Here is a 304-nt window from a genome sequence, read left to right on the forward strand (position 1 = left end):
GATCATGTGTGCGTCTCAGACCGGAACGGCCAAACCACGTTTGGTCCTACGACTTCGTCCAGGATCGAACCGCTGACGGCCGCGTCTATCGGACGCTGAATATCATCGACGAATATACCAGGGAGGCACTCATGATCCGCGTGGACCGCAAGCTCAACTCAACGGACGTGCTGGATGCTCTGACAGACCTGTTCATCCTGCGGGGCATCCCTGGACATATTCGGTCAGACAACGTCCTATGTCGGGAAATTCTGGCTGCTTAGGTCAGCAGGTCGTGTGGCACCCGGCTGTCCGGATACCGTGA

The 304-nt window shown here is 57.2% G+C and carries 1 pseudogene; it reads left to right on the forward strand.

Annotated features, from left to right (window positions below):
- A pseudogene (locus tag O4H62_RS26325) lies at positions 1–233 on the forward strand (DDE-type integrase/transposase/recombinase); the annotation flags it as partial.
- Positions 234–304: the final 71 nt, after the last annotated feature.

Origin of the sequence: Parahoeflea alexandrii (assembly GCF_027214025.1) — a bacterium.
GTDB classification, from domain to species: Bacteria; Pseudomonadota; Alphaproteobacteria; order Rhizobiales; family Rhizobiaceae; genus Hoeflea; species Hoeflea alexandrii_A.